We start from the raw sequence: 23,931 nt of genomic DNA, 5'->3' as shown, positions 1-23,931 counted from the left end.
TGCTCCTTATGTGCGCCTGTTTCCCGCCCTGCGCTCGCGCGACGCGCAGTGGCTACCCAGCTCGTCGCCGGCGTGTGCAAGTGTGCGCCGGGCCCTGGCCTGGCTGACCAGGACCGACACCAGCAACGTCATGGCGACGGCGCCGAGAGACCAGTGCACCGGCACATGGAACCACGGCTCGGCCAGCATCTTGGCGCCGATAAAGGCCAGCACGATGGCCAGGCCGTACTTCAGGTGTTGGAAATGCTGCGCCAGGTTGGCCAGCAGGAAGTACAGCGCCCGCAGCCCCATGATGGCGAAGATGTTGGAGGTGAAGACGATGAAGGGGTCGGTGGTGACGGCGAAGATGGCCGGAATGCTGTCGACGGCAAACACCAGGTCGGTCGCCTCGACCAGCAGCACCACCAGGAACATCGGGGTCGCATGGCGCATGCCGTCCATGCGCACGAAGAAGCGCTCGCCGTGATAGTCCGCGGTGACCCGCATATGCGCGCACAAGAAGCGAACGATGGGATTGCGCGAGAGATCGGGGGCACGCCTGGAGACGAACAGCATCTTGATGCCGGTGAACAGCAGGAACACGCCGAACACATAGAGGATCCACGAGAATTCGCTGATCAGCCACACGCCGGCCAGGATCATGGCGGCGCGCATCACGATGGCGCCGACCACGCCGAACAGCAGCACCCTGCGCTGCAACTCCGGCGGCACCGCGAAATAGCCGAAGATCATCGCGAACACGAACATATTGTCGACCGACAGCGACAGCTCGATCAGGTAGCCGGTATAGAACTCCAGCACCTTGCGGTCCGCGGTCTCGCGTCCGGTGCTCCCGGCCAGCAGCCACCAGAGGGCGATGCCGAAGAGCAGGGCCAGGGTCGACCAGGTCAGGGTCCAGCCCAGCGCTTCACGTGTCGAAACACGGTGCGCGCGCCGGCCGCCAAGGACGAAGATGTCCACGACCAGCGTCCCCAGCACCAGGACCAGGAAGCCGGCCCACATCGGGGCGGTGGCAAAGGTATCCATGCCGCTAGTGTCCTGCGCCGTCGGCAGATGTCATGGCAAGTTCCTCGCGGCGCGGGGCACTAGGCCCGCCTTCCATCCCGGTGCGTCGTGCGCCGGGCGTCCGGCTCGCCGCAGTAATGCAGGATCTCGGCGCGGGCGGTGTTGCGCAGGCGCATGGCGGCCGGCCAGTCTGCGCCGTCCGGCCAGAGCGGGCTGCCGAATACCACGCCGATCGGCCCCCGGCGCGGCAGCCACTGGCCGTCGCGCAGCACCGAGCGGGTGCCGCGGATGGCGACCGGCACCACCGGCGCGCCGGCCCGCGCGGCCGCCAGGAACGCGCCCGAGCGGAAGGCCTGAAGCCCCGGGGCGCGCCCGAAGGTGCCTTCGGGGAAGAACAGCGCCGAATGCCCGGCGCGCACCGCCGCCACTACGCGCTCCACGTCCTCGTGTTCGCGCACGTTATCGAAGCGGTCGATGAAATCGGCGCCGATGCTGGCCAGGTAGGTGCCGGGAATGCGCTGGCCCTGCAGCTCGCGCTTGGCGACCATGCATACCGGCGCGGGCAGCGCCGCCACCAGCACGATGCCATCCAGGTAGCTGGCGTGGTTCGAGACCAGGATGCAGGGCCGGTCGCGCGGCAGGTGCTCAAGCCCTTGCACGAACCATGGCACCGCGCCCAGCCTGAGAAACAGCCGGGCAGCGTGGTGGCTGAGCGCCCAGCCCAGTGCCGGCCGGTGCAGTGCAACCGATGCCAGCCAGGTTGCCGGCGCCAGCGCGGCGAACAGGAGCCAGGCATAGAGGGCGTAGGACAGGCCCGCGGCGGTCTGCCGGCCGCGCCGCAGCTCCGGCCGCAGCGCGCGCCAGCCAAAGCGCGCGATCTGCAGCCAGGGCGCCTCCACGCCACGGCCGGGCCGTCCGTGCTCGAAGCGCTCGCGGCAGGCGGCGCGCCGGATCTTGCCGCTCGATGTCTTCAGGATGCTGTGCGGCGGCACCAGCGCGATATGGTCGGGCGGCATGCCCAGCACGTCGAGGGCGGTCTTCAGCGCCTGCCGGTGCAGCGCGCGGCGCGCCTGCACATCCTTCTCGGCGGTTTCCGCCATCACCACGATGCGTTCGGTGCCGCTCTCCGGATCGGGACTGCCGAACACGGCCACGCAGCCCTTGCGTATGCCGGGGATGGCGCCGACCGCCTGCTCCAGTTCATAGGGATAGATATTGCGGCCGCCGCGCACGATGGTTTCCTTGGCGCGCCCGGTGATATAGACCTCATCGGCGGCGATATAGGCATAGTCGCCGGTGTTCAGCCAGCCGCGGTCGAACAGCTGGCGGGTCTGCACGGGATTGCGGAAATAGCCGCTGGTGGCCGAAGGGCCGCGGAACTGCAGCAGGCCCTCATGCCGCTCACCCAGTTCGCATCCGGTGGCGTCGACGATGCGGACTTCGTGGCCGGACAGCGGCCGGCCGCAGGACGGGAATTCCAGGGTCTTGCGCTCACCATTGGGCTCGCGTTCGCCGGCGGGCACGGCCACGGCAGTGCGCGTGAACTCGGCGCGGTCGATGCGGTCGGCGGCCAGCCCGCGGCCCAGCGGCGGAAAGGTCAGGCCCAGCGAGGCCTCGGCCAGCCCGTACACAGGCGCGGCGGCCTGCGGGTGCAGGCCGTAGCGGGCAAAGCGCTCCATGAAGGCGCGCATGGTCTGCAGGCTCACCGGCTCCGCGCCATTGAAGACGAAGCGCCAGCTGGAAAGGTCCAGGCCGGCCAGGTCGGCATTGGCCAGCTTGCGCAGGCACAGCTCGAAGGCAAAGTTGGGCCCGCCCGAGAGCGTGCCGCGGTACTTGTGGATCGCCCAGAGCCAGCGCTCGGGCCGCGCCAGGAAGGCAAGCGGTGACATCACCACCAGCGGGTAGGCGTAGTACAGGCTGCCCAGCCAGGCGCCGATCAGGCCCATGTCGTGATAGAGCGGCAGCCAGCTGACAAAGACGTCCTGCGAGCCGACGGCAAGGGTCTTGCCCATGGCGCGCAGGTTGGCCAGCAGGTTGGCATGGCTGAGCACGACCCCCTTGGGCGAGCCGGTGCTGCCCGAGGTGTATTGCAGCAGGGCGATGTCGTGCGTGCGCAGCATCGGATGGACCGGGGCGCCGCCGCCGTCCTCCAGTTCCTGCGGCGTGAGCACGCTATGCAGCGTTCCCGTGCTGGCCTTGAGCAGGGCCGCCAGCGGCCGCGCCTGGGCCACCGTGATCAGGATCGGCGCCTGCGCGTTGGCCAGGATGCCGGCGTGGCGCTGCAGGTGGTCGCCGATCTGCGCCAGCCGCGCCGGCGGGTAGAGCGGTACCGGAATCCCGCCCGCCAGCAGCACGCCGCAGAAGCTGTAGAAGTACTCGGGGCTGGTGGGCAGCATGATGGCCACGGCCGTGCCCGCGCTCACGCCGCGGGCGACCAGTCCGGCGGCGATGGCCGCGGCGCGGCGGTGCAGCTGCGCAAAGCTGATCTGCGTGTCTGCGCCGTCGCCGTCCTGCAGGATGATGTGGGTGCGCTCCGGGTGGCTGCGCAAGTGCCAGCGCAGCACGTCCGGCAAGGTGGCGGCGCCCTCGGGCGCCTGCGCCGCCGGGGCAGGGCGGGCCTGGCGCAGGTGCGCGCCGCTTGCGCCAGGCGGGAGGTCCTGGGCGGCGAGCAAGGCACGCAGCAGCGCGCGCGGGGTGTCGGCCTGGGCCAGCACCTGCTCTGGCAGGCTGACGCCGAAGCGGTGTTCAAGGCGGGTCAGCAGCTCGGCGCGCGTCAGGCTGTCAAAGCCCAGTTCGCCTTCGAGCGTGCTGTCCAGCGCGACCGTCACTTCAGACTCTGCCGGCGGGCGCATGGCCGAAGACATCTCCCGCACGATGCCGAGCAGGGCATCCTCGTAGTTCTGCCTCGGGGGAGAATCCGCTTTCATGCGCGTACGGCCTCTGTCCACGCAACGCCGCGGCCGCCGCCGAATTCTGGCTGGCACGGCGGCCGTTCCGGATGGCGCCTGGACTGACACCCTAAAGATAGCCCGCGTGCGGAAATTGTCGAGGCAGGTGCCGAACCGGGTACAGGCCGGCAAGCCCTCGACTGCACGCCGATCCGGCAGCATCGTGCACATGGCAAAGAAATTCGCGCTCGCACGCGGGCTGCCTCTCTATGCTGGAAGGTAGAGCGCTGACGCGCATTCCCGAGGATGGCAACGCCATGAACGACGATGCAGCCCTGGCCGGCCGGATCCTGGAGGTCGCCCTGATGCTCGGCGAGCGCAGCGGTTGGGACGCCCTGCACCTGCATGACGTCGCCGATGACATGGGCATCGGCCTGGACCAGATTCATCGGCATTACCTGCAGAAGGACGACCTGGCCGAGGCCTGGTTCGAACGTGCCGACCTTGCGCTCGTGCGCGCTGCCACGCGTGAAGGCTGGGCTGCCCTATCGCACCGCGAGCGCCTGGAGCAGGCCATCCTCGCCTGGCTCGAGGCGCTGGCCCCGCACCGGCAACTCACCGCCCAGATGCTGCGCTACAAGCTGCAGCCAGAGCACGTGCATCTGCAGGTACAGGGCCTGCTGCATATCAGCCGCACCGTGCAGTGGCTGCGGGAATCGGCCCGCCTGCCCGAATCCGGCTGGCGCCGCGAAGTGGGGGAGGTCGTGCTGACCGGCATCTTCCTCTCCACCTTCGGCTACTGGCTGCGCGACCGTTCGCCGGATACCGGGCGCACGCAAGCCTGGCTCGAACGGCAACTGCGCTGCGCCGAGCGCCTGGCCTGGCGCCACCCTGGCGACAAGGGGGGCCGGTCGGGATGGATACGATCACGCATGCCTTGATGGGAGCGCAGGCCGCGCTTGCCATCCCCATGGCCGAGGCCCCCGGCCGGCGACTCAGCACGCGCGAGCGCCTGCTGCTGGGCGCTGCCGCCGGTGCCTTTCCGGATATTGATTTTCTGGGCTTCCTGGTCCATCCGCTGCGCTTCCTGGCGCAGTGGCACCAGGGGCCGACCCATTCGCTGCTGCTGCTCCCTGCCTGGGGCGCGCTCCTTGCTGGCCTGTTCTGCCTGGTGGCCCGCCGGCGCGAGGCGTGGAGAGATGCGCTGGCGGTCAGTTGCCTCGGCGTGGCCAGCCATATCGCGCTGGACCTGATCACCGTCTATGGCACCCGCATCTTCTATCCCGGCTCCGAGCGGCGCTTCAGCCTTGGCACCAGCTTCCTGGTCGATCCGTTGCTGAGCGGCATCGTCGTGTCCGGCCTGGTCCTGGCACTGTTCCTGGCGCTGCAGTGGCGCAGTCGGGCCGCCCTGGCGGGGATCGCGCTGCTGTGCGCCTATGTCGGCGCCCAGGCCGTGCTCAGGCAACGGGCGCTGGAACTGGGCAACGAATCCTTGCGCGCCGCCGGCATCCAGGCGCAGGGCGTGGACGCGCTGCCCCAGCCATTTTCTCCGTTCAACTGGAAACTGATCGCCCGCGCGGAGACAGACTACCGCGTCGCCCACGTCAACCTGGCCGGGCATCCGGCCTGGGTGCCGCAATGGCAGGTGCTGGGGCGCCTGCCGGCCATGGCCAGGGCCTACGAGCCGCCCGCGCGCATGGCCTGGACACAGCGGCCGCGGCTGCCGGAGGCGCCGGCTGAGCAGGCGCTGGCATGGCAGCTCTGGGTGCGGCCGGACTTTGCCGATTTCAGGCAATTCGCGGTCTATCCGGCCTTGTCCGCCATCACGGCGATGCGGGCATCGCCATCCGTGCCGCCGGGCGAAACGGTCGCCTGCGTCTGGTTCACCGACCTGCGCTACGACCTGCCCGCGCTGGAAGACACCTTCCGCTATGGCTATTGCCGCGACAGTGCGCAGGCACCGTGGCGGCTGTACCGGCTTGCCTATTTCAGCCAGGACCAGCGTCAGCGCCTCGACTAGCATGGCAGCGAAGCCTCTGTCGGAAAGCGGTCATTGACGCTGACTTACCGTGACCGGGACGATTTTTTCCAGTTGGTCCAGCAACAGCTCCTTTTGCTGGGCCGGCAGCTTGACCAGACTGGGATACATGTTAATCAATGCCAGCCGTTGCGAAGACGACTTGGAGGGCAGCAGCATGAGCAACCCCGCCTTCTCACGGTCGGACAGCGATGACAGCTGCGGTAACGCGCTGAGTTGCACCATACTGGCGGACCCAACCGAAGGCACGGCAGCTTCGTCCGTCACGGCCGACGGTGCCGATTTTGCCCCTCCTGGCGACGTGCTTTGCGCGGCCAATGGGCTCGGTCCCGACGAAGCTTGCTGCGTGGCTGCCATTGATGCGGGGGCGGAATCCCCTCCGCCGCATCCGGTAAGCAGCAGACTGAACAGCAGCATCCACCGAGCATGCAAAAAATGGCGCGGTGCATGCCACCCGTGGCAATTAAGGTGAACGTCTTGTTGCATGGTCAAGCATCCGATGATTCAGGAAAAAGCGGGCGTGGCACCGCATGAAATGCTGGTACCAGCCGCCACCGATTGGAGACGTGCCAGCGGATGCTGGCACGCCCATCCCTATGGCTCAGGACGCCCTCGCGTATCGGTCGAATGTGCCGAAGCCTGTGCTAAGTCAATCAAGGACCCACGATGCTGATATAAGGCTGGGTGAAGCCCGCGAAGGTGACCGTGTACACGAAACCCGTAAGGGTTGGGCCCGCGATCAGCTGCTTGGTCCAGTTCCCGTTGGGGCAGGTGGCCGCGCTCAGTAACTCCTGGGTGGTCGGCGCCGTCGTACTGAGCGGCGGCACTACCAGCTGCCCGTTCCTGGAAGGTCTCAGGGTTCCAGACGAAGTAGCCTCCGTGGACTTCGTCTTCACCTCGACGATCTGGCCGCCATGGTTTGTGCACTGCACGGTGCCTGAGTAAGTCGCTGACAGAATCGCTGTCGCATTAGTTTTGCCGACCCCCCCGATGGTGGTCCCGGTACAGCTGACATCCTGGCTGGAATCTACGGTGCATTGCGGCTCGGCAGAGCCGTTTGCATAATGTGCTCCGCTGGGCCCATTGGCGGGAATTGTTTCCGCCCAAGCTGCGGGAGCGACCAGCACCGCAGCCAATGTAACTAAAGCTAGATTTCTCATATTTTTCTCCAAGGATTCATTGAGCCCCCGGATGAGAAAAATTGGCTTGCTGTTTACTTTTTTCTTCGCTCCGCAGTATTCAGCAGATCCTTAAAGCTATGATGGTTCCCTCCTCGCTTCGTATTAAAAATATGCGCTTCAGCATTGCTGCAGAATTTACATTTTGGTATGTAATAATGTTCTCGAAAGTATAGTTAAAGCAAGGCGGCGAACTGGAGATTTCTTTTTGTTCAGTGGAAGTTGCGCGCTGTATTTTTTGGCGCAATGGCTGCCCAGTCGACCTATACTTATTTTTTCGCCGCGCTGCAGATCCACAAGGTTGTCATCGGCCGCATTAGGCAGCAACATGCGCTGATACCGGCCCACCGAGGCTGGTTGCCCAATAGGCATGGCCAGGTGCGGTTCTCAATTCTTATTAATAGAAAAACGACAAAGCGTCGTACGATTTCAGCGTGCGGCTCCAGACTCGTCGAAGCGGCGAATAAGTCTGCCTTTGCGTTGCACGTAATACAGGCTATGCCGACAATGCAGTCGCCGCCAAGGCGCGTCGGATGGCTGCGTCGGGTCGGCGAGAGACAGGGAGCAGGCATGCGCGGGCCCGGGGCTGGTACAAGGGCGCGGACCTTGTGGCCTACTGCGTGTTTGACATGCGGGTCGGCAAGGGAAAGGATTTGCGCCGGCAGCCGCTGGAGCGTCCACTCCGTCGACTTCTGGCCGAGCCGCGTGCAGGGCTTCTGTACGCGGATAGCGTCGAGGATGGCGCGTGGCTGTACGGCCATGCGCTCTCACCGGGGTGGAGGGAGTGGTGGGGAAGCGCGCCGGCTCGCTGTATCAGGACGGGGAGCGCTCGCGCGAATGGATGAAGATCAAGCGTCCCGGCGCCGTGCCGCCGCCGAGGTTCACCCGGTAATCACGTCTCAATAGGCAAGTAATTGCCCTATTCGCCGTTGAAACACACTTAATGGCGCAATGGTTTAGATACTCTGGCGGATGCCGATTCAACGACCATCATTCAGCATGGAATGTGCGGGGCTGCTGTTTCGCCTCGCATTTAAGGCCCTCGGGGAACCCCCCGGTCCCCGGGGGCTCTTTTTCTACATTAGATGGGCGACATCACTGAATGATGCATTGGCATATTCTGTTTCCGCCAAGTTTCAAGCGAAAGAGTGTCGAAGTCACGCGCTGATGCTCGCGCTGGCGGTGGGTAGTCGCAAAGCGCGCGCCGGGTTTGCGCGCTAGTACGCAGCCAACGCCGTTCAGCCCTTGGGCGGGATGATGGTCTTCGACGCCGTGACACGGCCGGCGATGGACAGCACGGCGCCAAGGATCGACGTGACCACGTCGAGCGTATAGTCCTGCAAGGTCTGTCCGGCTGCCATCTCCGGCAGCGATCGCACTGCCGGGCCGGCGTTGTGCCGCAGCCTGTAAGCAGCAGCACAACGGCAATCAGGGTGGAGCCTTTCCAGGCTCGCGGTCGCGTTGATAAGCGTGACGTCGATGCTGCCGCGCGGCCTTCTCGCTGTCGAAAGTAGCGCTGATGCGAGCTGTCCCTTCATGCGAACCAGGGCACGAACCGTGTGCCCCCGTTGCTCGAAATTAGCCATTCTGATGCACCGCTATATGTGTGTTTTTGCGACGGATATACTAGCTCCGCAGTGCCCCAAAGCGTCGGTTTGGGGCACATTCGTTTCCACCTACCCACACTGAAACCCCATGTTTCCCAGCCGTTTTCGTACTGATAACCGAGATTCCAATATCATGCTGTGGGTGGTGGCGGTCGGCTTCTTCATGCAGACGCTGGACTCGACCATCGTCAACACCGCGCTGCCGTCGATGGCGCACAGCCTGGGCGAGAGTCCGCTGCGGATGCAGTCGGTGGTGATTGCCTACTCGCTGACCATGGCGGTGGTCATCCCGGCCTCGGGCTGGCTGGCGGACCGCTTCGGCACCCGCACCATCTTCCAGACCGCCATCGGGCTGTTCGTGGTGGGCTCGCTGCTGTGCGCCTACGCGCCGACGCTGAACTTCCTGATCGGCGCGCGCGCGGTGCAGGGCGTGGGCGGGGCCATGCTGCTGCCGGTGGGGCGGCTCTCGGTGCTGCGCACCTTCCCGCGCGAGCAGTATCTGCAGGCGCTGAGCTTCGTCGCCATCCCCGGCATGATCGGCCCGCTGATCGGGCCGACGCTGGGCGGCTGGCTGACGCAGGTGCTGTCGTGGCACTGGATCTTCCTGATCAACGTGCCGGTCGGCCTGCTGGGCGCACTGGCCACGGTGCGCTATATGCCCAACGCGCGGCTGACAGGCATCGGGTCCTTTGACATCGCCGGCTATCTGCTGCTGGCCATCGCCATGCTGGCGCTGTCATTCTCGCTCGACGGGCTGGCCGGGCTGGGCTTCCAGCACGCCACCGTGCTGATGCTGCTGATCGCCAGCATGGCCGCGCTGACCGCCTACGGGCTGCACGCCAACCGGCGCAAGCAGCCGCTGTTCCCGCTGCGGCTGTTCCGCATCCACAGCTTCAGCGTAGGGCTGCTGGGCAACCTGTTCGCACGGATCGGCAACGGCTCGATGCCGTTCCTGATTCCGCTGACGCTGCAGGTCAGCCTGGGCTATTCGCCGTTCAATGCGGGCCTGATGATGCTGCCCGTCACCGCGGCCGGCATGGCCTCCAAGCGCCTGGCCACGCGCCTGATCCAGCGCTACGGCTACCGCCACGTGCTGGTGGCCAATACCTTCGTGGTAGGGCTGGTGATGGCAGCCTTTGCGCTGATCACGCCGCAGCTGCCGCTGTGGCTGCTGGTTCCGCTGCTGGCGCTGTTCGGCATGGTCAATTCGATCCAGTTCACGGCCATGAACACGGTCACGCTGAAGGACCTGAGCGGGGCCGGCGCCAGCAGCGGCAACAGCATGTTGTCGATGGTGCAGATGCTGTCGATGAGCCTGGCCGTGACCTCGGCGGGCGCCTTGCTGGCGACCTTCCAGCATCGCTTTGGCGGCGATACCGCGGCGGTGCTGCCAGCGTTTCATGCCACCTTTGTCTGCATGGGGCTGATTACGTGCGCGTCGGCCTGGATCTTCATGCAGCTGGGCGTGCGGGAGCCCGCGCCGGCGATACTGGTGCAGCATGGCGAGAAGGAGGTGTGAACAACTGCGTGGCACATGGGCCGCTTCGGGGGGGCGGCCGCGAACTTACCCGGCACTTCTCGGCTCCTATCCACATGAGCCGGCAGCGCCCGGTGCAAGGAGGCGTCCATGCAGCCGACAGGCAAGTCCGGGTCCGAACCCGCCATCCCGCCGTCGCCAGGCCCCGCTGCCGGCGGCAGCACGGTGCCGCGCTCGGCCCCGGCCACCCCTGACGGCGCCGGCGCGGTGCCGGGGCCAGTGGCGGCGCCCGGCAAGGTCCATGCGGCGGCGCGGCCAGCGCTGGTCACGCACCGGGACTGCCCGCCGCCGCACACGTTGCCCGGCTGCGCCTGTGCCGACATGCTGTCGCCCGCGGCGCGCTACTGCGAACTGTTCGTCGATGTCCAGCACAGCGGCCTGTTTGCCGACAGCAAGACCTTCCCTGACTGCATTCCCAACTGCGACCCGGACCTGATCGTGGCGCGCTACCGCGAAACGCGCGACACGCCGGGCTTCTCGCTGGCCGATTTCGTGCAGGCGCATTTCACCCGCGCCATCGTGCCGGAGAGCCACTACGTGTCAGACCCGGCCAGCACCCTGCGCGAACATATCGATGGCCTGTGGCCGGTGCTGACGCGCGAGCCCGTGGCCCATCCGCCGCTGTCGTCGTTGCTGCCGCTGCCGCACCGCTACGTGGTGCCGGGTGGGCGCTTCGGCGAGCTGTATTACTGGGATTCCTACTTCACCATGGAGGGCCTGGCCGGCAGCGGGTGCGGCGAGCTGATGGTGGAGATGGCGCGGAACTTCGCCTACCTAATCGACACGTATGGCATGGTGCCGAACGGCACGCGCAACTACTACCTGAGCCGCTCGCAGCCGCCGGTGTTTGCGCTGATGGTGGACCTGCTCGAGCGCGAGCAGTTGGGCAGCGCCATCGACTTCCTGCCGCAGCTGCGCCGCGAATACGCCTTCTGGATGGACGGTGCCGACTGCGTGCGGCCCGGCCACGCGCACCGGCGGGTGGTCTGCCTGCCCGACGGCGCGGTGCTGAACCGCTACTGGGACGACCGCCCGTGGCCGCGCGAGGAAGCCTTCCTGGAGGACATGGAGACCGCGATGCGCAGCGGCCGGCCGCATCACCTGGTGTTCCGCGACCTGCGCGCCGCGGCGGAATCGGGGTGGGACTTCAGTTCACGCTGGCTCGATTCGCCATCCACGCCGCCCGGCCGGACCGCGGACCTTGCCACCATCCGGACCACGGCAATGTTGCCGGTCGACCTCAACGCACTGCTCTGGCACCTGGAAACGCGCCTCGCCGCGCTGTGCGAGCAGACCGGCGATGGCGCGGCAGAGGCTTACCGCGCGGCAGCGCAGCGGCGCGAAGCAGCCATCCTGCAATACATGTGGGACGACCCAGCGGGCGCCTTTGTCGACTACGACTGGTGCCGCGGCGCGCCGCGGCTGTGCCTGACCGCGGCAATGGTGATGCCGCTCTATCTCGGTCTTGCGCGGCCGCCGCAGGCGCAAGCCGTGGCGCAGGCGGTGAAGGACCGGCTGCTGGTCGACGGCGGGCTGGCCACCACGGAATGCACCTCTGGCCAGCAATGGGACCAGCCCAACGGCTGGGCGCCGCTGCAATGGCTGGCCGTGCGCGGGCTGGCACGCTATGGTCACGACGACCTGGCGCGTGAGATCGCGCAGCGCTGGCTGGCGACCGTGGCCAGTCTCTACATCCATGAATGCAAGCTGGTGGAGAAATACCGCATCCGGAATATCGGAGCCCGGGCCTTGGGCGGGGGTGGGGGCGAGTATCCGTTGCAGGATGGCTTTGGTTGGACCAATGCGATTGCGGGCGCGTTGATGGCTCTCTATGGAGAGGTGCCGGCAACGTGCCGGGCGGATGATGTCGCGAGCTGAGGGGGCCCGTTCAAAACTTCACTGAAACACTCATCCAGTACCGCCGCCCATCCTCGACATACCCATAATCGGTGTAGTTCACCTGCTTGTCGAAGAGGTTGTAGATACCAGCAAACACCGACACGTTCCTGGTGACCGCATAGGTCGCCCCCAGGTCGAAAAAGGTGTATGACGGCGCCACCACGGTGCTGGAAGACGGCCCCGTGATCGGCTGGCTTTCCTTGCCGCGGTAATTGACGCGCGCCCAGGCGTTGACCCGCTCGCTCGGCCGTCAGTTCAGCGTGGCCACCAGCAGGTGCATCGGCAACTGGTTCAGCGGCTGGCCCTGGTACTGGCCGCTCTTCTGTTCTGACTTGGTATAGGTATAGCTTCAGGTCAGCGACCACGCTTGCGCGATCGGCCAGCGCAGGCTGGCTTCCACCTCGCGCGAGTAGGCGCGGTCCACGTTCATGTAGGTAGTCGGGTCGGCGCCGAACCGGTTTGGTCCGTCGGTGCACTGCGTGGTCGGGCAGGCGACGCGCGTGATCTTGTCCTTGACGTCGTTGTTGAACAGCGTCACGCCCGCCTGCAGGCCGTTGCCCTTGTCATAGAGCAGGCCCAGTTCCTGCGACACCATCGTCTCACAGTTGCGCAAGCAGCGCGTCGACCAGGTGATCCTTGCGGGCATGGCCGCCAATCCGTGCGTCGAATCCCATCTGCGTGATCTGCTGGAGCAAGGTTTCGAAGTTGCTGTCGTGCGCGACGCCGTGGCAGGGCCGAAGCTACCCGAAGGGGATGGGTTTCACGCGGCACTGGTCAACTTCCGCTTCATCGCAAACGCGCTGTGGGATACCAACGAAACCGTGCAGCGGTTGGCAGGAAAGATTGAAGCAGCCGCGTAGCGCCTGGCGCGGCAATGGCAGGGTGCATCAATGTCTGGTTCAAAGAATGCATAGAGGCGACTCACATGCCCAAGATTCCTTCGCGCTACAGCTATTTCGCCTATGGCGTTATCCAGGCCGGCTTGACCTGCTCCATCGCTGCTGCCATCGCAAGCCTTCCATTTGCAGAAGAAGGCCGGTTCTTTCAGCACTGGCTAAGGTCCTGGAGCGTTTCCTGGCTGACCATGCTGCCGGTTGTCGTGTCGGCTACGCCCATCATTCGCCGCCTGGTCGATCGCATGACAAACCACTCTTAGGTCATACCGTCCCATGTCGATGGTCGATGGCCTAGTTGAAAACGATAAACATGTGCCTGTTGACTGCGTCATCGCTCAACTACATTGAAGCCTGCACAAACCAGCACGCATCGGCACCATGACCAAGAACCTGACGCTCAGGCATGCGGAAACGGAAGCCGAGATCCATGCCTGCTTCCCGATTATGCGGCAACTGCGCCCCAAGCTGCAAATGCCGGAAGACTTTCTCGACACCTTCATGCTGCAAAGCGGACAAGGGTACCGGCTGCTCGCGCTCTGGGACGATGGCAAAGCTGTTGCGCTGGCCGGATATCGGCGTCTTGACAACCTGATCCACGGGCGCTTTCTGTACGTCGATGACCTGATCACCGATGCCGAAGGCCGGGGGCAGGGTCACGGCGAGCGTCTGCTGCGGGCGCTTTGCGAGCTTGGACGCACAGAAGGCTGCCAGCGACTTGTCCTGGATACCGCACTCGCGAACGCGCTGGCCCAGCGCTTCTATTTCCGTTCCGGCCTGCTCGCCAAGGGCCTCCACTTCTGCATGGAGTTGCAATGAAGCCCCTCAGCCTGCTGCTGCTCGATTGCAGCCCGCGCCGTGACTATCCCACGAGCCAGCGCTCCGAGTCGATCTGGCGCGGGGATGCCGCGTTCCCTAACATGGAATCGTTCCACCTTCCTCAGCACGGAGAAGCATCATGAAGATTGTCATCATTGGCGGGACCGGCCTGATCGGCTCGAAGACCGTTGCCATTCTGCGCCAGGGCGGCCACGAGGTCGTGGCCGCCTCGCCCAAGAGCGGTGTCAACAGCATCACTGGCGAGGGGCTCCAGGAGGCCCTCGCCGGCACTCAGGTGGTGATCGACCTTGCCAATTCCCCGTCGTTTGAAGACAAGGCGGTGCTGGAGTTCTTCGAGACCTCCGGCCGCAACCTTCATGCGGCGGAGACCAAAGCGGGCGTTCAGCACCATGTCGCGCTGTCCATCGTCGGCACCGACCGGACGCCCGAAAACGGCTATTTCCGTGCCAAGGTCGCGCAAGAAAAACTTATTGAGGCCTCCGGCATCCCCTACACCATCATCCGCTCGACCCAGTTCATGGAATTCATCGGCGGCATCGCCGATTCCAGTGCGCAAGGAAATGTCGTCCACCTTTCGCGTGGGCTGTTCCAGCCGATTGCGGCGGACGACGTTGCCGCAATCGTTGCCGATGTAGCGCTCGCGCCACCGCGAAACGGCATCGTCGAGATCGCCGGCCCGGAACGAGCCCCGTTCAACGAGATCGTCGCCCGCTATCTCAAGGCGGTTGGCGACCCGCGTGAAGTCGTGCGCGACCCCGAGGCCCGCTACTTCGGCGGCCGGGTCGAGGAACATTCGCTCGTGCCGTTGGGCGAGGCGCGCCTCGGGCGCATCGGCTTAGAGGAATGGCTGCGTCAATCGCAGCAACGATAGTCCGCAGGGCGCATGCCCACGTAAGCAGCAGCGCTTTCGTCAGTACCACATTGAGCAGATCACCAGGAGCAAACATGACCCAACGTACGAATTACTTCCAGCAATCCCCGGAACTGTCCAAGAAGCTCATGGAGTTCGGCGCGCTGTTCCAGAAGACCACGATCGAAGAGCCCATTCGCGAGCTCGTCGAGATTCGCGCATCGCAGCTCAATGGCTGCGCGTTCTGCGTCGACATGCATATCAAGATGGCGAAGATCCACGGCGAGCGCGAATTGCGCCTGCATCATGTGGCGATCTGGCGCGAGTCGACGCTGTTCTCGCCGCGCGAACGCGCCGCGCTGGCCTGGACCGAGGTGCTGACCAGGCTTCCCGCCGAAGGCGTGCCCGACGATATCTATGAGCGCGTGCGCACCCAGTACAGCGAGAAGGAACTGTCTGACCTCACCTTCCTGGTGGGGGCAATCAATACCTGGAACCGCCTGAACGTGGCTTTCCGCATGGTGCCTGGTTCGTCGGACAAGGCGTTCGGGCTCGACAAGGCCAACCTGGAGTGATGCCATGAAGACGGTCACTTCCGTTGCGGCAGCACTTGTGCTGTCGTGCCTGACGGTTGCACAGCCGGCCGCCGCCGCGCCGGAGGCGAGTGTCACGCCCCTGGCCAAGGAAGCGTTGCCCGAATATCCGGGGAAGGAAGCCGAGATGATCATCGTGGAGTATCCGCCGGGCAGCGCCGATCCCGTGCATCGCCATGACGCCCACGCCTTCGTCTACGTGCTCGAGGGCAGCATCGTCATGGGCCTCAAGGGCGGAAAAGAGGTAACGCTCAAAGCGGGCGATACCTTCCACGAAGGTCCCAACGATATCCACACCGTCGGACGCAATGCCAGCAAGACGCAGCCAGCAAAGTTTGTCGTGTTCCTGATCAAGAACAAGGGCGCGCCGATCCTGACGCCGGTGAAGTAGTCGACCTCCATTCAGGCACCGGCAATGCCGGTGCGCACTGTCCGGCACGGCAAGAGCGGCGCTACCGCTTGCTCTTGCCGTGCCGCTGTTTTCCAGGGTGGTGTGAAGGGTTGTGGGACGGAAATTGATACTACGTCGGTTTCTTGGCAATATCACCATGACAAAACCAGGTCCCGGGCAGCGATCTGGTCGGTGGTGAGGGCGGTTGGCCGTGCTGCCTGCCGCAGTTCGGACCTCGGACCCGCGACCTGCCCCACCGCCGCGAGATGCGCACCATGCACCTGGGAAAATCGTACACAATATCCGAGTTCTCGTTCTGGTCGAGACGGCAACTTTATGCCTCGCTAGCGTGCGGTTCGCTGCCCGTAGTCCTTTATCAGTTCTTCGGGCTGAAATGGCTGTCGGTCCCGGTCTCGGTTGTGGTGCTGCTGGGCACGGCCACTTCATTCATCGTGGGTTTCCGGAACGTGCAGACCTACAGCAGGGCCCTGGAGGCACAGCAGATCTGGACTGAGATCCTGAATGGCAGCCGGTGTCTGGGTGTGATGAGCCGGGACTTTCTGGCAGGGCAGGCGGCCGGGCGGGATCTGATTCTCCGGCATTGCGCGTGGCTGACGGCGCTCCGCTATCAACTGAGAACCCCAAGGATCTGGGAAAGCGCGGGCAAGGCATCCAACGTGGAGTACCGGAAGTACTACCGGGTTCCAGAGTGGGAGACTCCATTGCACGAGGCGCTTGCGCGGTATCTGCCACAGGCCGAACTCGACTCGCTTGCGCACGCCGAGAGCAAGACAAGCCGGTTGCTGGGAACGCAGTCGGCGACGATCAGGCGGCTCCTTGACGCTGGCGAGATCGGCAATGCCTTCTATCTGGAGTTGGTAGGATCGATCAAAGGCTTGTTCGCGCAGCAAGGACGGGCGGAGCGTATCAAGGACTATCCGTATCCCAGGCAATATGCGGTCGTCAACAAGCTCTTTGTCCGTACTTTTTGTCTGCTACTGCCTTTTGGCATTCTTACGGAATTCGAAAAGCTCAATGCCAGCGTTTCAGGCGTCATGCATGGCAGCATGATCTGGCTGGTCATTCCATTTAGCACGATGATCTCCTGGATGTATCTCGCGCTGGAGCAAGTGGGCGAAAGCACGGAGAACCCGTTCGAAGGAAACGCCAATGATGTGCCCATGGCACAGATCTGCCGGAAGATCGAAAACGAACTCATGGACATGCTTGGCGAGAAGTGCGATATCCCCGTGCCAACGGCCGAGCACGGTATTGTCCTCTGACCACTCAAGGTTATCGCTTTATTCAGGCGTCCTGTCATGACTGCGGGACGTGCGTCGTCTGTTCACTCAGTGCGCAGCCGCTGCAGTGGCCGCGGAGCCGCCCCTGGCGGGCTTCGTGAGCCAGATCAGCGGCACGATGGCGACGAAGATCACGCCCGAGATCCAGAAGATGTCGTTCAGGCCCAGCATGATGGCCTGCGTGTTCAGGCCGCGTTCGAAGTAGGCGGCGGCCTGGCCCTGCGTGAATCCCATCGTCGCTTGCAGCGATTCGATTGTCCTGGCGTACAGCGGGTTGTGCACGCTGGCCTGTTCCGCCAACTGCGCGTGGTGCAGGATGGCGCGGTTGTTCCAGCCGGTGGTCGCGAGCGACGTACCCACCGCACCGCAGAACACGCGGACGAAGTTTGACAGGCCTGCCGCGGCGGGAACCTTCTCGGGCGGCTGGCCGGACAGGATGATGGCCGTCAGCGGCACGAAGAAGAGCCCGGTCGGAATGCCTTGCAGCAAGGTAGGCAGCACCAGCGTGTAGGTATCCACGCCCGTGGTGTAGTGCGAGCGCATGAAGTACACCGCCGCGAATCCCAGGAAGGAGAGGGTGGCGAGCACGCGCAACTCCGACTTCGGCAGGATCTTGCCCACCACCGGGGCCATCAGCACGGCGAAGATGCCCAGCGGCGCGGTCACCAGGCCGGCGTTGACGGCCGGGTAGGCCAGGTACTGCTGCATCCACTGCGGCAGCACGACCAGGTTGGCGAAGAACACCGCAAAGGCGACCGAGATGGCAACGGTGCCGGCCAGGAAGTTGCGGCCCTTGAACAGGCGCAGGTCGATGATCGGATTCGGTTCGGTCAGCTCCCAGATCACGAAGAAGATGAAGCTGAGCAGCGCGACGATGCCCAGCCCGATGATGACGGGCGAGCTGAACCAGTCCAGGTCCTTGCCCTTGTCGAGCATGATCTGCAGCGACGCAACCCAGGTGACCAGCGATGCCAGGCCCACCACGTCGATCGACAGCTTGCGCGTCGGCGTTTCTCGGTCGCGGTAGATCGCCCAGGTCACGGCAGCGGCGAACAGGCCGACTGGCACGTTGATGTAGAAGATCCACGACCACGCGTAGCTGTCGGTCAGCCAGCCGCCCAGCGCCGGGCCGGCGATGGGGCCGACGGTGGCGGTGATGGCCCACAGCGCCAGAGCGGTGGCGCTTTTTTCCTTGGGGTACGACGACAGCAGGATCGATTGCGACAACGGGATCAGCGGCCCGGCCACGGCGCCCTGCAGGATGCGCGCGGCGAGCAGCGTGGTCAGGTTCGGCGCCACGCCGCATAGCCAGGACGACAGCACGAACAGCAGGATGGCGCCGACGAACAGGCGGACCTGTCCGATCCGCTGCGTGAGCCAGCCGGTCAGCGGGATCGCGACAGCATTGGCCGCGGCAAACAGCGTGATCACCCAGGTGCCTTCATCGATCGACACACCGAGGTTGCCGGCGATCGTCGGGATCGCCACATTGGCGATCGATGAATCCAGCACGTTCATGAAGGTGGCCAGGGCCACGGCGAAGCTTCCCAACAGGAGCTTGCCGCCGGTGAGCGGGGCTGGCACGAGTGAGGTCTGGGCTTGGGGTTGCAAGATGCGCTCCGGGGTTTTGGGCCGCTTTTTCTGATGGGTCAGTTAAATTGGCGCGGGAAGGCGAATGGCGTGATGCCGCTCATGCGCCGGAGGCGCTGCCGGCAACTTGCGCCGTGCGCTTGATCGCCTGAGGCTGCTGCGCAACTTGCGAAGCTGGCGATGATTGCCCCACAGCTGACTTGCCGTTGCTGTTCTGCGCGATGATCCGCGTGATCTCGCGGTCGGCCTCTTCGCCGTAGCGCTGGAATACTTCGGTGCGATAGGCGGTGCGTTGCGGTACTTCCGCGCCCGGGCTCAAGGGCGAACCGGAATCCATGCGCGTTTCCACGTCGACCTGCATCGACAGGCCGATCTGCAGCGGATGCTTGCGCAGCTCCGCCGGATCGAGCTGGATGCGCACCGGCAGGCGCTGCACGACCTTGATCCAGTTGCCGGTGGCATTCTGCGCCGGCAGGGCCGAGAACGCGCTGCCGGTGCCGGCCGACAAGCCGATCACCTTGCCGTGATAGGTCACGCCGCTGCCATACAGGTCGGCGCGGAGCTCGACCGGCTGACCGATGCGGATGTGTTTGAGCTGGACTTCCTTGAAGTTGGCATCGACCCACACGCCGTCGAGCGGCACGATGGCCATCAGGGGGTTGCCGGGGGCAACTCGCTGGCCCACCTGCACCGAGCGCCGCGCCACATAGCCGGTCACGGGGGCCGGCAGCGTGTTGCGGGCGTTGGCCAGGTAGGCGTCGCGCACCTTGGCGGATGCGGCCTGCACGCTGGGGTGGTCGGCTACGCTCGTCTTGTCGGTCAGCGCATGGTTGGCAGCAAGCTGCTGGCGGGCGGTCTCGAGCGCGGCTTCGGCGGTCTTGACGGCGTCACGGGCATGCGCCACGTCTTCCGCTGCGACGGCGCCGGATTCGGCCACCCCGGTGCGGCGGCGCAGGTCGTCACGGGCGCGGTCCAGGTCAGCCTGGCGTTGCTTGACGGTGGCACCAAGCACGTCATTGTTGACATAGAGCGCGCTGACCTGGCGCACGGTCTGGCCGAGGGTGGCCTCCGCATTGGCCAGCGCCACCGTTGCATCGGCAGCGTCGAGCGTCACCACGGGCTCGCCGGCCTTCACGATTTGCGTATCATCGGCATTCACCGCGATCACCGTGCCGGCGACCTGCGGCGTGAGCTGGACGAGGTTGCCGTTGACGTAGGCATCGTCGGTGTCCTCGTGGAAGCGGGCCATGGTGTAGTAGTAGGCGCCATAGCCGGCGGCGGTGAGCGCGCTGGTCAGGCCGAGCAGGGCCAGCAGGCGCTTGCGGGTGTTCCTGGCGGACGTCGGGGTGGCCGCGGCGGGTGCGGTTTGCGGGTCGGCCGGTGTGGTCTTGGTCGTATCGTTCATGGCGTTAACTGAAACTTAGTTTCTTGCGTCGAGAGGAGAATCAGCGGACCAGGGCCGCCTTTGTGGTCGATTCGGAAGCATCGGTAAAACCGCCGCCCAGCGCGGCGGCCAGCGCAATCTGCCGGTCGCGGCGGTTCATGCGCAGGTTGGCCACCACCTGGCTGCTGCGCAGCGCGTTGGTCTGTGCGTTCAGTACGGTCAGTTGCGTGGTCAGGCCGGCCTTGTACTGCGCCAGCGCCAGCGTCAGGGCGCGTTGCGCGGCCGTGTCGCTGCGTACGGCGTTGTCGATCTGCGCGTCGACGGCGCGGATGTCAGAGAGCTGGGTGGCCACGTCGGTCAGGGCGTTCACCAGCGTCTCGTTGTAGTTGGCGACCGCGAAGTCGAACTCTGCATAGCGGCCCTTGAGCTGGGCGCGCAGCGCACCGCCGTCGAAGATCGGCAGGTGGATCGCGGCGCCGCCCGAGGCGGTGCGGCTGGCGGCGCGCAGGAAGCGCCCCCACCCGATGGCGTCCAGGCCGATCATCGCCGTCAGGTTGATGTCCGGGTAGAACTCGGCCTTGGCCACCTTGATGTCGTGCAGGGTGGCGTCGACGCGCCAGCGCGCGGCAACGATGTCGGGGCGGCGCGAGACCAGGTCGGCCGGCAGGTTGTCGGGCAGGCGGACGTCGTCGCCGGCGCCGAGGTTGGGGCGGGCGATCGCCAGGCCGCGGTCCGGGCCCTGGCCGAGCAGCGCGCCGAGCTGGTAGCGGGTGCGCTGGATGCTGCCTTCCAGCGCGGCGACGGCGACTTCGCTGGCGGCGAGATTGGCCTCGGCGGTGCGTTTCTCGACTTCGGTCTCCAGGCCCATGGTCACCCGGCCGTTGGTCACGCGCAGCACTTCGCGGCGCTGTCTGACTTCGTCGCTGGAGATGTCGAGCAGCGTGTAGAGGCGGGCCAGTTCGTTGTAGGCGCGCGCGATGGCGCTGCTCAGCGTCAGCTTCACCTGTTCGGCCTCGGCTTCGCCGGCATGTACACCAGACACCGCGGACTTCAGCGCCTCGCGGTTCTTGCCCCACAGGTCGAGGTCATACGAGGCGTTGATGAACGCCTTGTTCTCCGACTGCCACGTCCCGGCGAACTGCGGCGGCACCATCGCGTTTTCCGTGTAACGCTGGCGGTTGAACGAATAGCCTGCGCCCACCTGCGGCAGCGTGTTGGCATTGGCGCCCTCGCTGAACGCCACCGCGGAGGCCACGCGGGCACGGGCCTTTTCCAACGACGGGCTCCCCTGCAGCGCTTCCGTGATCAATGCCTTGAGCTGGGCGTCGCCGAACTGGTCGGCCCAGTCCGCCGAAGGCCAGTGGCCCTGCTCGGCGGGGATGCTTTGCGTGGTGGTGTAGGTGGTAGGTTCGGCGATTTGCTTGTCGCTGTGGATGCCGGCGTAGTTGGCACAGGCGCTCAGGAATGCTGCTACCAGCACCGACAGCAGGAGACCGGCAAAGCGGCAGGCCAGGCGGGGCGCTGCCGGGAGAGTAATTTGACTGAGCATTTTCTGATCTGTCAGTTAAGTGGGTAAAAAAAGGCGGGCACAGGCCCTGGCACCTTTTGACCAAATCAACCAAATGGGCAAAAAAGAGGCGTTCAGGCGCCCGCAAATTTGGCAAGCAGCCGGCGGAACTCGGCAAATTCTTCCTTGCTGAAGTTCCTGAGCCGCTGATTGAGTACTTTGGGGGCCACATCCGGGATGCGCTCGGCAACTTCCTGGCCCTTTCGGGTCACCGTCAGGTTGACCACACGGCGATCGTCGAGACTGCGGCTGCGTGACAGCAGGCCCTTGGCCTCCAACTTGTCCAGCATGCGGGTCATCAGGCCGGTGTCGATGCCCAGCAACTTGCTCAGCTCGAAGGGGGTGGTAGCGACGCCATGCGTGAGCGACATCAGGATCCCCATCTGCTGGCCCGTGATGTCCAGGTCCTTCAATGCCGCATCCATTTCCATCAGCAGCGTGTTGCGGGCGCGGTTGAGGAAGAAGCCGATGCTCTGGGTGATCTGGAAGCCTTCCTTTGAGTAGTGGTCCATGGCGAGTTTCCTTGCTTGCTGACGAGACAATAGCTGATCTGTCAGATAGTTGCAAGGAGGGACAATGGTGCTTTTCGTGCAAAATCTGGCGGTTTCCCAGAAAGCCTTTGCAACAAGGGTTTCCGGCAAGCCCATGCCTGTTGGCGGTTGCGAATGAGGGGGCGACATTATTTCTCGCGATCACAGGGCAATGACGCGGCTGGCCGAACTGCACCTATAATGCTTGATAACACAACGATTGATCGAGCAATAAAGTGACCCCACAGCCAGAAAAGTCTGAGGTCAACGGCCAGGTGCTGCCGTTTCGCGAGTCCCTGCTGGCCATGCTTGGCGTGGCCTTTGTGGTGATGCTGGTGGCGCTGGACCAGACCGTGGTCGGTACGGCGCTGCCGACCGTGGTGGCCGAGCTGCAAGGCTTCGAGTACTACGCCTGGGTTGCCACGGCCTACCTGCTGACATCGGTGATCACCGTGCCGGTGTTCGGGCGGCTGGGGGACTATTACGGGCGCAAGCCGTTCGTGCTGGCATCGATCGTGGTCTTCTCGGTGGCCTCGGCGCTGTGCGGCATGGCGCCGAGCATGCCGTTCCTGGTGCTGGCGCGCGCCCTGCAGGGGATTGGCGGCGGCATGCTGGTCGGCACCGCCTTTGCCTGCATTGCCGACCTGTTTCCGGATACGCATGTGCGGCTGCGCTGGCAGGTGATGATGAGCGCGGCATTCGGCATTGCCAATGCGGTGGGGCCGTCGCTGGGTGGGCTGCTGACGGAGTGGTACGGCTGGCGCGCGGTGTTCTATGTCAACTTGCCGGTGGGCGTGCTGGGGCTGTGGTTTGCGTGGCGCTACCTGCCGCACCTGCGCCAGCAGGCACATAGCGGGCCGATCCGCGTGGACTGGCTCGGTGCCTTGCTGATCGCAGGCGGGCTGGGGTGCGTGCAGCTGAGCGTTGAACTGCTGCCGGCGCGCGGGATCGACGCCTATACCGGCGGCTTGCTGGTGCTGGCGGCGGTGGCACTGGTGGCGCTGTGGCAGTGGGAGCAGCGTTGTGCCAACCCGATCCTGCCGGTGGAGATGTTCCGCAACCCGGGGCTGGCGCCATTGTTTCAGCTGGCGGTGTTCACGGGCTTCACCATGTTCGCGCTGCTGCTCTATGCGCCGCTGCTGTTCCAGGGCGGCTTTGGCTATTCGCCGAAGGAGGCTGGCATCCTGATCACGCCGCTGGTGGTCTGCATTACCGTGGGCAGCATTCTTAACGGCCGCATCGTCACGCGCATTCGCCGCCCGAATACCATGCTCTATGCCGGCTTTGGCATGCTGGCGGTGTCCTGCCTAGGCCTGTCGCAGGCCACGCGCAGTATGCCGCACGGCGTCTTGCTGACGATCATGCTGATCGGCGGGTTCGGGCTCGGCTTCATCATGCCGAACCTGACGGTGTTCGCGCAGCAGACAGCAGGGCGCGAACACCTTGGCATTGCCACGGCCATGCTGCAATCGCTGCGCATGGTGGGCGGCATGGTTGGCACCGCGATCGTGGGCACGCTGGTCACGCGCAGCTATACCGGAGGTGTGGAACATGCGCTGGCCGCCGCCAATGCCGGACAGTGGACGGCGCGCATGGCGGACCCGCAGGTGCTGATCGACAAGGCGTCGCAAGTCGCGTTGCTCGGCCAGCTTGAGCAAGCCGGGCACAATGGCGCCCTGCTGCTGGAGCAGGCGCGCGTGTCGCTGGTCAGTGCCATCCACCTCGGCCTGGTGGTCGCTGCGGTGGCCGCCGCGCTGGGCGTGTGGTGCGCCCGCCGGGTACCGTCGATCAAGCTGACCCGGGCGCCGGCGCCCGCCATGGCCGCCGACTGACGCGCCGG

The 23,931-nt window shown here is 65.1% G+C and carries 19 protein-coding genes and 2 pseudogenes; 12 read left to right on the top strand and 9 right to left on the bottom strand.

Features of this window, described 5'->3' with window-relative positions; translation table 11 throughout:
- Positions 1-6: 6 nt before the first annotated feature.
- Positions 7-1,026 carry a TerC family protein gene (locus tag CNE_RS28120; protein ID WP_013953685.1) on the bottom strand — a complete coding sequence of 340 codons (1,020 nt, stop codon included), beginning with the start codon at positions 1,024-1,026 and terminating at the stop codon, positions 7-9.
- 59 nt (positions 1,027-1,085) lie between these two features.
- A complete protein-coding gene (locus CNE_RS28115) occupies positions 1,086-3,932 on the bottom strand; it encodes an AMP-binding protein (protein ID WP_013953684.1) in 2,847 nt (948 codons plus the stop codon).
- Positions 3,933-4,210: 278 nt separating this feature from the next.
- Between CNE_RS28115 and CNE_RS28110 the strand changes: the two genes are divergently transcribed.
- Complete coding sequence (locus CNE_RS28110; protein WP_041228937.1) at positions 4,211-4,834, top strand: hypothetical protein; 624 nt, start codon at positions 4,211-4,213, stop codon at positions 4,832-4,834.
- The gene (locus CNE_RS28105; RefSeq protein WP_013953682.1) at positions 4,810-5,913 is read left to right on the top strand and encodes a metal-dependent hydrolase; all 1,104 of its coding nucleotides are present in this window, start codon (positions 4,810-4,812) and stop codon (positions 5,911-5,913) included. Before CNE_RS28110 ends, CNE_RS28105 begins: the two co-directional genes overlap by 25 nt.
- A gap of 30 nt (positions 5,914-5,943) precedes the next feature.
- On the opposite strand, the gene CNE_RS42280 is transcribed toward CNE_RS28105, so the two are convergent.
- Complete coding sequence (locus CNE_RS42280) at positions 5,944-6,417, bottom strand: FAM174 family membrane protein (protein WP_238553105.1); 474 nt, start codon at positions 6,415-6,417, stop codon at positions 5,944-5,946.
- Between the two features lie 1,930 nt (positions 6,418-8,347).
- Positions 8,348-8,470, bottom strand: coding sequence for a hypothetical protein (locus CNE_RS42765; protein ID WP_256449323.1), 123 nt, complete (start codon positions 8,468-8,470; stop codon positions 8,348-8,350).
- A gap of 334 nt (positions 8,471-8,804) precedes the next feature.
- Here CNE_RS42765 and mdtD point away from each other — a divergent pair, with 334 nt between their 5' ends.
- Positions 8,805-10,235, top strand: a complete 1,431-nt coding sequence (gene mdtD / locus CNE_RS28085) for a multidrug transporter subunit MdtD (protein ID WP_013953678.1) — start codon at positions 8,805-8,807, stop codon at positions 10,233-10,235.
- Between the two features lie 108 nt (positions 10,236-10,343).
- Positions 10,344-12,131 (top strand): alpha,alpha-trehalase TreF, encoded by a 1,788-nt coding sequence (gene treF / locus CNE_RS28080; RefSeq protein WP_041228706.1) that lies wholly within the window; start codon positions 10,344-10,346, stop codon positions 12,129-12,131.
- Between the two features lie 10 nt (positions 12,132-12,141).
- Here treF and CNE_RS39535 read toward each other — a convergent pair.
- Positions 12,142-12,753: pseudogene (locus CNE_RS39535) on the bottom strand (TonB-dependent receptor domain-containing protein); the annotation flags it as partial.
- 1 nt (position 12,754) lies between these two features.
- On the opposite strand from CNE_RS39535, the pseudogene CNE_RS28070 reads away from it, so the two are divergent.
- The 7 genes and pseudogenes from CNE_RS28070 to CNE_RS28040 form a co-directional block, all read left to right on the top strand.
- A pseudogene (locus CNE_RS28070) lies at positions 12,755-13,012 on the top strand (cysteine hydrolase family protein); the annotation flags it as partial.
- Between the two features lie 65 nt (positions 13,013-13,077).
- Positions 13,078-13,308, top strand: coding sequence for a DUF2798 domain-containing protein (locus CNE_RS28065; RefSeq protein ID WP_013953675.1), 231 nt, complete (start codon positions 13,078-13,080; stop codon positions 13,306-13,308).
- A gap of 118 nt (positions 13,309-13,426) precedes the next feature.
- A complete protein-coding gene (locus CNE_RS28060; RefSeq protein ID WP_013953674.1) occupies positions 13,427-13,864 on the top strand; it encodes a GNAT family N-acetyltransferase in 438 nt (145 codons plus the stop codon).
- Positions 13,865-14,003: 139 nt separating this feature from the next.
- The gene (locus CNE_RS28055; protein ID WP_013953673.1) at positions 14,004-14,756 is read left to right on the top strand and encodes an SDR family oxidoreductase; all 753 of its coding nucleotides are present in this window, start codon (positions 14,004-14,006) and stop codon (positions 14,754-14,756) included.
- A gap of 74 nt (positions 14,757-14,830) precedes the next feature.
- Positions 14,831-15,310, top strand: coding sequence for a carboxymuconolactone decarboxylase family protein (locus tag CNE_RS28050; protein ID WP_013953672.1), 480 nt, complete (start codon positions 14,831-14,833; stop codon positions 15,308-15,310).
- A 4-nt stretch (positions 15,311-15,314) separates the two neighbouring features.
- Positions 15,315-15,719, top strand: coding sequence for a cupin domain-containing protein (locus CNE_RS28045; protein WP_013953671.1), 405 nt, complete (start codon positions 15,315-15,317; stop codon positions 15,717-15,719).
- A gap of 275 nt (positions 15,720-15,994) precedes the next feature.
- Entirely contained in the window at positions 15,995-17,002 is a 1,008-nt protein-coding gene (locus CNE_RS28040) for a bestrophin family protein (protein ID WP_041228705.1), read from the top strand.
- 66 nt (positions 17,003-17,068) lie between these two features.
- Here CNE_RS28040 and CNE_RS28035 read toward each other — a convergent pair whose 3' ends face one another.
- The 4 genes from CNE_RS28035 to CNE_RS28020 form a co-directional block, all read right to left on the bottom strand.
- Complete coding sequence (locus CNE_RS28035; protein ID WP_013953669.1) at positions 17,069-18,631, bottom strand: DHA2 family efflux MFS transporter permease subunit; 1,563 nt, start codon at positions 18,629-18,631, stop codon at positions 17,069-17,071.
- A gap of 79 nt (positions 18,632-18,710) precedes the next feature.
- The gene (locus CNE_RS28030; RefSeq protein ID WP_013953668.1) at positions 18,711-20,015 is read right to left on the bottom strand and encodes an HlyD family secretion protein; all 1,305 of its coding nucleotides are present in this window, start codon (positions 20,013-20,015) and stop codon (positions 18,711-18,713) included.
- 40 nt (positions 20,016-20,055) lie between these two features.
- Positions 20,056-21,543 carry an efflux transporter outer membrane subunit gene (locus CNE_RS28025; protein WP_013953667.1) on the bottom strand — a complete coding sequence of 496 codons (1,488 nt, stop codon included), beginning with the start codon at positions 21,541-21,543 and terminating at the stop codon, positions 20,056-20,058.
- Positions 21,544-21,635: 92 nt separating this feature from the next.
- Positions 21,636-22,073, bottom strand: a complete 438-nt coding sequence (locus CNE_RS28020) for a MarR family winged helix-turn-helix transcriptional regulator (protein WP_041228704.1) — start codon at positions 22,071-22,073, stop codon at positions 21,636-21,638.
- A gap of 323 nt (positions 22,074-22,396) precedes the next feature.
- Here CNE_RS28020 and CNE_RS28015 point away from each other — a divergent pair, with 323 nt between their 5' ends.
- The gene (locus CNE_RS28015) at positions 22,397-23,923 is read left to right on the top strand and encodes an MFS transporter (protein ID WP_153953379.1); all 1,527 of its coding nucleotides are present in this window, start codon (positions 22,397-22,399) and stop codon (positions 23,921-23,923) included.
- Positions 23,924-23,931 lie beyond the last annotated feature (8 nt).

Origin of the sequence: Cupriavidus necator N-1, assembly GCF_000219215.1 — a bacterium.
GTDB lineage: Bacteria > Pseudomonadota > Gammaproteobacteria > Burkholderiales > Burkholderiaceae > Cupriavidus > Cupriavidus necator.
This window is presented reverse-complemented; position numbering and strand designations above follow the sequence as displayed.

What these genes read in the sequence shown, in the direction of transcription:
- CNE_RS28020 (WP_041228704.1), bottom strand. Translation starts at nt 22,073, where the DNA reads ATGGACCACTACTCAAAGGAAGGCTTCCAGATCACCCAGAGCATCGGC.
- CNE_RS28015 (WP_153953379.1), top strand. Translation starts at nt 22,397, where the DNA reads ATGCTTGGCGTGGCCTTTGTGGTGATGCTGGTGGCGCTGGACCAGACC.
- CNE_RS28120 (WP_013953685.1), bottom strand. Translation starts at nt 1,026, where the DNA reads ATGGATACCTTTGCCACCGCCCCGATGTGGGCCGGCTTCCTGGTCCTG.
- CNE_RS28110 (WP_041228937.1), top strand. Translation starts at nt 4,211, where the DNA reads ATGAACGACGATGCAGCCCTGGCCGGCCGGATCCTGGAGGTCGCCCTG.
- CNE_RS28055 (WP_013953673.1), top strand. Translation starts at nt 14,004, where the DNA reads ATGAAGATTGTCATCATTGGCGGGACCGGCCTGATCGGCTCGAAGACC.
- CNE_RS28030 (WP_013953668.1), bottom strand. Translation starts at nt 20,015, where the DNA reads ATGAACGATACGACCAAGACCACACCGGCCGACCCGCAAACCGCACCC.
- CNE_RS42280 (WP_238553105.1), bottom strand. Translation starts at nt 6,417, where the DNA reads ATGCAACAAGACGTTCACCTTAATTGCCACGGGTGGCATGCACCGCGC.
- CNE_RS28105 (WP_013953682.1), top strand. Translation starts at nt 4,810, where the DNA reads ATGGATACGATCACGCATGCCTTGATGGGAGCGCAGGCCGCGCTTGCC.
- CNE_RS28060 (WP_013953674.1), top strand. Translation starts at nt 13,427, where the DNA reads ATGACCAAGAACCTGACGCTCAGGCATGCGGAAACGGAAGCCGAGATC.
- CNE_RS28050 (WP_013953672.1), top strand. Translation starts at nt 14,831, where the DNA reads ATGACCCAACGTACGAATTACTTCCAGCAATCCCCGGAACTGTCCAAG.
- CNE_RS28045 (WP_013953671.1), top strand. Translation starts at nt 15,315, where the DNA reads ATGAAGACGGTCACTTCCGTTGCGGCAGCACTTGTGCTGTCGTGCCTG.
- treF (WP_041228706.1), top strand. Translation starts at nt 10,344, where the DNA reads ATGCAGCCGACAGGCAAGTCCGGGTCCGAACCCGCCATCCCGCCGTCG.
- mdtD (WP_013953678.1), top strand. Translation starts at nt 8,805, where the DNA reads ATGTTTCCCAGCCGTTTTCGTACTGATAACCGAGATTCCAATATCATG.
- CNE_RS28040 (WP_041228705.1), top strand. Translation starts at nt 15,995, where the DNA reads ATGCACCTGGGAAAATCGTACACAATATCCGAGTTCTCGTTCTGGTCG.
- CNE_RS28025 (WP_013953667.1), bottom strand. Translation starts at nt 21,543, where the DNA reads ATGCTCAGTCAAATTACTCTCCCGGCAGCGCCCCGCCTGGCCTGCCGC.
- CNE_RS42765 (WP_256449323.1), bottom strand. Translation starts at nt 8,470, where the DNA reads ATGGCAGCCGGACAGACCTTGCAGGACTATACGCTCGACGTGGTCACG.
- CNE_RS28115 (WP_013953684.1), bottom strand. Translation starts at nt 3,932, where the DNA reads ATGAAAGCGGATTCTCCCCCGAGGCAGAACTACGAGGATGCCCTGCTC.
- CNE_RS28065 (WP_013953675.1), top strand. Translation starts at nt 13,078, where the DNA reads ATGCCCAAGATTCCTTCGCGCTACAGCTATTTCGCCTATGGCGTTATC.